Below are 4099 nucleotides of genomic sequence, written 5' to 3'. Positions count from 1 at the left end.
AGTTGCATCCGGGACGGACCTATGGAATAAGGGGATATCGATGGTAAATACAGCTCTTAAGCTCGTTGAAGCAGGTGGCATGGATAAGAAAAAAGCGTTGGAAGCGGCCTTGAGCCAGATCGATCGGGCCTTTGGTAAAGGGTCGGTGATGCGGCTTGGCCAGCAGGAGACTCTGGACGTGGCGGCGATCCCGACCGGATCGCTCGGTCTGGATATCGGGCTGGGCATTGGGGGCTTGCCTAAGGGGCGGGTCGTTGAGATTTATGGCCCGGAAAGCTCGGGTAAAACGACGCTGGCCTTGCATGTAGTGGCCGAGGCGCAAAAGCAGGGGGGCACCTGTGCCTTTATCGATGTTGAACATGCGCTGGACCCGGTCTATGCCCGCAAGCTTGGCGTGGATGTCGATGAATTATTGATTTCCCAGCCGGATACAGGGGAGCAATCGCTTGAGATTACCGACACGCTGGTGCGCTCGGGCGCGATTGACGTGCTGGTGGTCGATAGTGTGGCCGCGCTGGTGCCCCAGGCTGAACTGGAAGGGGAGATGGGCGATACCCATGTCGGACTTCAGGCGCGATTGATGAGCCAGGCCTTGCGGAAATTGACCGGCTCCATTTCGCGCTCCAACTGCATGGTGATTTTCATCAACCAGATCCGCATGAAGATCGGCGTGATGTTCGGTAGTCCGGAAACCACGTCCGGCGGAAACGCGCTGAAATTCTACGCGTCGGTGCGGTTGGATATTCGCCGGATCGGCCAGATCAAGGCGAAGGACGAGGTTGTTGGAAACCAGACCCGCGTCAAGGTCGTCAAGAACAAGGTGGCCCCGCCGTTCAAGGTAATCGAGTTTGATATCATGTACGGAGAAGGAATTTCGAAGACCGGAGAAATTCTGGATCTCGGTGTGAAGGCGGAGATTGTCGAGAAATCCGGTTCCTGGTATTCCTATGACAGTCAGCGCATCGGGCAGGGGCGGGAGCAGGCGAAAAGCTTCCTGAAGGAAAACCCCGAGATGGCGAAAGAGATTGAGCGGAAAATTCTCGCCAATGCGGGGGTTATTTCCGAAATCATGCAGGGCGGACCAGAGAGTGCGGCCGAGCAGGATGCCATGGCGGCAGAAGATTAACGCCGGGAGATAAGCAGCGTAAAAAAAGCCGACCCGGTTGGGTCGGCTTTTTCTTTGGGATTGCGATATTGGCTCTGGATCAGGCCATTTCTTTTTGCAGGTTTGTATCCAGCGCATCCAGGAACTGGTTGGTGGTGAGCCAGGGTTGATCCGGGCCGACCAGAAGCGCAAGGTCCTTTGTCATCTCGCCGCCTTCAACGGTGGAAATGCACACCTTTTCAAGGGATTCGGCAAACTTCTTCAACTCTTCATTGCCATCGAGCTTAGCCCGATGCATCAGGCCGCGTGTCCAGGCAAAAATCGAGGCAATCGGGTTGGTCGAAGTTTCCTCGCCCCGCTGATGCATCCGGAAATGGCGGGTCACGGTGCCATGGGCGGCTTCGGCTTCAACCGTGTCGCCATCGGGCGTCATCAGGACCGAGGTCATCAGCCCGAGGGAGCCGAACCCTTGCGCCACTGTGTCGGACTGCACATCGCCGTCATAGTTCTTGCAAGCCCAGACATATTTACCGGACCATTTCATTGCGCAGGCGACCATGTCGTCGATCAGGCGATGTTCATAGGTCAGGCCCACCTTGTCAAACTTGGCCTTGAACTCATTGTTGAACACCTCTTCAAACAGGTCCTTGAAGCGTCCGTCATAGGCTTTCAGAATTGTGTTTTTGGTGGAAAGATATACCGGCCAGCCGCGGTTCAGGCCGTAGTTCATGCAGGCGCGCGCGAAACCACGAATGGAGTCGTCAAGGTTATACATGCTCATGGCGACACCGCCGGAGGGGAAATCAAACACTTCAAATTCCTGGGCTTCGCCCCCATCGGCCGGCTCGAACTTCATGGTGAGCTTGCCAGGGCCTTTTACAACCATATCCGTTGCACGGTACTGATCGCCAAAGGCATGACGGCCGATGACGATCGGGTCTGTCCAGCCCGGAACCAGCCGGGGCACGTTTGTGCAGATAATGGGTTCGCGGAAAACGGTACCGCCCAGAATGTTGCGGATCGTACCGTTAGGGGAGCGATACATGCGTTTCAGACCGAATTCCTCAACCCGCTCTTCATCCGGGGTGATGGTGGCGCATTTTACGCCAACGCCATATTTAATGATGGCGTTCGCCGCATCCACGGTGATCTGGTCGTCGGTTTCGTCCCGGGCTTCGATCCCGAGATCATAGTATTTCAGATCGATATCCAAATAGGGAAGAATGAGCTTATTTTTGATGAATTCCCAGATAATCCGGGTCATTTCGTCGCCATCCAGCTCCACGACCGGATTTTTGACTTGAATTTTTGGCATATCGACGTCCTTCTTAGCCTATGGGTTAGTTGTTCTGCGGCTGCAAAATATCATTGTCGGCGATCTGTGCAAGCCGATCCGGCAAAAAATAGCAAATTCCCTCTAAAATTTTGAGATATCGGGCTTTACTTCCGCATCCGGCGCCTTCGCAAGGGCGGGGATGATGTCCTTCAGCTCCTCCACCACGGTGAAATAGCCACGCGCCTGCTCCTCTACGAATCCCGCTTCTATCATATGGGCCATCAGATCAAGGAGCGGACGCCAGTAATTCTTGTAATTGACAAGGATAATGGGCTTGTCATGCAGGCGCAGCTGACGCCAGGTGACCATTTCGAATGTTTCATCCAACGTCCCGAGACCACCCGGAAGCACCGCGAAGGCATCCGATGTCTGAAACATCTTCTCTTTGCGGGCATGCATGCTGTCGACAATATGCAGTTCCGTCAATTTCTCGTGACTGACTTCAATATCATGTAGATGACCGGGAATAATCCCGGTAACCTGTCCACCAGAGTTAAGCGTGGCATCCGCAATGACGCCCATCAGGCCGACATGCCCGCCACCATAAACGAGCCGAATGCCGTTTTCCGCCAGAGCCTTGCCGAGGGATTTGGCGGCATCAATATGGGCCGGGTCCCGGGGTATCCGGGAGCCGCAGTAAACGCAAAGTGAAGAGATTTGGGTCATGGCACGAATTATACCGGAAGAAAGTGAGATATGAGAAGTATCTTTACCCTTGCTATGTGCGGTTTCCTGCTCTTATCGTCAAGCCCCCTTTTGGCGGGCGAGGCGGATGTCATTGATGTAAAAGTCGTCAAAGTCGATGCGGATGTGTATCGCTTCAGTGTGACCGTCCGCCATGACGATGAGGGATGGGACCATTACGCTGACCGTTGGGACATTCTGGATATGGATGGGAACAAACTCGGGAGTCGGGTCCTGATGCATCCGCATGAGGATGAGCAGCCTTTTACCCGATCAATGACCTTGTCCCTGCCGATGCATGTGAAAAAGGTTCGCATTCGTGCTCATGACAAGCTTCATGGAACGGGAGGCGCGGAAATGGTTGTTATTATCCCGCAATGAACTTAGGCTTTTGCATCTGTCTTAGGCGCAAGGCATATCGAATTGATCTTATACTTAACTAGCTTGGGAGTTAGAAAATGAAGAAGATGCTCATGAAACCGGTTATGGCGGTATTGATTGGCGGCGCTCTGTTTGCCGGTATAGCCAGCGCTCATTCTGAATCTACCGGCAACGCCGAGGCGGATTTCAGGATTGCGGAAATGAAGAAACTTGGCATGAACATGGGGGCCATTGCAAAGGTCGCCAAGGGAGAAATGTCCTATAGCGACTCCCTGAATGACAATGCGGCGGAAATTGCGGAGATTGCGTCAAACATGCCCAAGCTTTTCCCGGAAGGATCGGGCGTTGAGGCGTCCCGTGCGAAACCGGAAATTTGGACGGAAACAGCTGCTTTCCAGGAGGATATCGACAATTTCCAGGCAGCGGCCACGCAGCTGGTCGCGGCCGTAAAAACGGGTGATCAGGCAATGATCGGCGCGGCACTCAAGGAAACCGGCGGTACATGCGGCGGCTGTCACAAGCAGTTCCGTAAACCGAAGGAATAGCGCGACGCATGAATGCCCGCGCTATCAAGACACTCGCGAGAGGGCGGC

The 4099-nt window shown here is 54.3% G+C and carries 5 protein-coding genes; 3 read left to right on the top strand and 2 right to left on the bottom strand.

Annotation, left to right across the window (positions count from 1 at the left end):
- The first annotated feature begins 40 nt into the window (after positions 1 to 40).
- Entirely contained in the window at positions 41 to 1126 is a 1086-nt protein-coding gene (recA, locus tag P1U71_RS16670) for a recombinase RecA (RefSeq protein WP_301106802.1), read from the top strand.
- A 79-nt stretch (positions 1127 to 1205) separates the two neighbouring features.
- Here the strand turns inward: recA and P1U71_RS16665 are convergent, their stop codons facing one another.
- Positions 1206 to 2420, bottom strand: a complete 1215-nt coding sequence (locus P1U71_RS16665; RefSeq protein WP_301106801.1) for an NADP-dependent isocitrate dehydrogenase — start codon at positions 2418 to 2420, stop codon at positions 1206 to 1208.
- A gap of 102 nt (positions 2421 to 2522) precedes the next feature.
- Entirely contained in the window at positions 2523 to 3107 is a 585-nt protein-coding gene (locus tag P1U71_RS16660) for a TIGR00730 family Rossman fold protein (RefSeq protein WP_301106800.1), read from the bottom strand.
- A gap of 30 nt (positions 3108 to 3137) precedes the next feature.
- On the opposite strand from P1U71_RS16660, the gene P1U71_RS16655 reads away from it, so the two are divergent.
- Both P1U71_RS16655 and P1U71_RS16650 read left to right on the top strand, forming a co-directional pair.
- Positions 3138 to 3506: a hypothetical protein gene (locus tag P1U71_RS16655; protein WP_301106799.1), complete on the top strand. Its 369-nt coding sequence runs from the start codon at positions 3138 to 3140 to the stop codon at positions 3504 to 3506.
- Between the two features lie 77 nt (positions 3507 to 3583).
- Positions 3584 to 4051 carry a cytochrome c gene (locus P1U71_RS16650; protein WP_301106798.1) on the top strand — a complete coding sequence of 156 codons (468 nt, stop codon included), beginning with the start codon at positions 3584 to 3586 and terminating at the stop codon, positions 4049 to 4051.
- Positions 4052 to 4099 lie beyond the last annotated feature (48 nt).

The sequence above is a fragment of the Sneathiella sp. genome, from assembly GCF_029233945.1.
Taxonomy (GTDB): domain Bacteria; phylum Pseudomonadota; class Alphaproteobacteria; order Sneathiellales; family Sneathiellaceae; genus Sneathiella.
The sequence above is the reverse complement of the archived record's forward strand: the minus strand, read 5'-3'. Positions and strand labels throughout refer to the sequence as shown.

Coding starts and splice junctions, on each gene's coding strand:
- recA (WP_301106802.1), top strand. CDS start 41: ATGGTAAATACAGCTCTTAAGCTCGTTGAAGCAGGTGGCATGGATAAG.
- P1U71_RS16655 (WP_301106799.1), top strand. CDS start 3,138: ATGAGAAGTATCTTTACCCTTGCTATGTGCGGTTTCCTGCTCTTATCG.
- P1U71_RS16650 (WP_301106798.1), top strand. CDS start 3,584: ATGAAGAAGATGCTCATGAAACCGGTTATGGCGGTATTGATTGGCGGC.
- P1U71_RS16665 (WP_301106801.1), bottom strand. CDS start 2,420: ATGCCAAAAATTCAAGTCAAAAATCCGGTCGTGGAGCTGGATGGCGAC.
- P1U71_RS16660 (WP_301106800.1), bottom strand. CDS start 3,107: ATGACCCAAATCTCTTCACTTTGCGTTTACTGCGGCTCCCGGATACCC.